Raw genomic sequence first — 744 nt, 5'->3', positions numbered from 1 at the left:
ACCCTCCGGGGGGCGGGCCCTTCGTCATGCCGCCAGGCGCACGCGCCGTGCGCGCCGTGTTCGCCCGCGGCTGAGCGCGGGCGCGAACCCTTGGCGCGTCTGGCCCGTACCGCCTTACGAGCCTCCTCCGCGGTGGCGTCGTCCGGCGGGTGTGCCTTGCACTCTCGGGGGTCGAGTGCTAATCATTGGCGTTAGCACTCTGAAGGTGAGAGTGACAACGAAGGACCGGGTCGGTGAGGCCCGCCAGGCCGGGTGGGGCAAGGAACCACACGGCGGGCGAGCCGTCCGTCGCGGGCGCGGGCGCGGTCCGAAGGAATCACCCCCAGTCCTGGAGGGACCACTTCACATGGCCAAGATCATCGCGTTCGACGAGGAGGCGCGGCGCGGCCTCGAGCGCGGCATGAACCAGCTCGCGGACGCCGTGAAGGTGACGCTCGGCCCCAAGGGCCGCAACGTCGTCCTCGAGAAGAAGTGGGGCGCCCCCACGATCACCAACGACGGTGTCTCCATCGCCAAGGAGATCGAGCTCGAGGACCCGTACGAGAAGATCGGCGCCGAGCTGGTCAAGGAAGTCGCCAAGAAGACGGACGACGTCGCCGGTGACGGTACGACCACCGCGACCGTTCTCGCTCAGGCCCTGGTCAAGGAGGGCCTGCGCAACGTCGCCGCCGGCGCCAACCCGATGGCCCTGAAGCGCGGTATCGAGAAGGCCGTCGAGGCCGTCTCCGCCGCCCTGCTCGAGCA

General features: G+C 69.9%; 1 protein-coding gene. It reads left to right on the top strand.

Annotated features, from left to right (window positions below; all coding sequences use genetic code 11):
• Window positions 1-346 precede the first annotated feature (346 nt).
• Window positions 347-744: TCP-1/cpn60 chaperonin family protein (locus tag CCN29_RS33385; RefSeq protein WP_442538656.1), on the top strand; the 398-nt coding region annotated here is incomplete at its 3' end.

This window comes from Streptomyces pseudogriseolus, from assembly GCA_002154585.1.
Taxonomy (GTDB): Bacteria; Actinomycetota; Actinomycetes; order Streptomycetales; family Streptomycetaceae; genus Streptomyces; species Streptomyces pseudogriseolus.
Note: the sequence above shows the minus strand (reverse complement) of the source record. Positions and strands in the feature narration are given on the sequence as shown.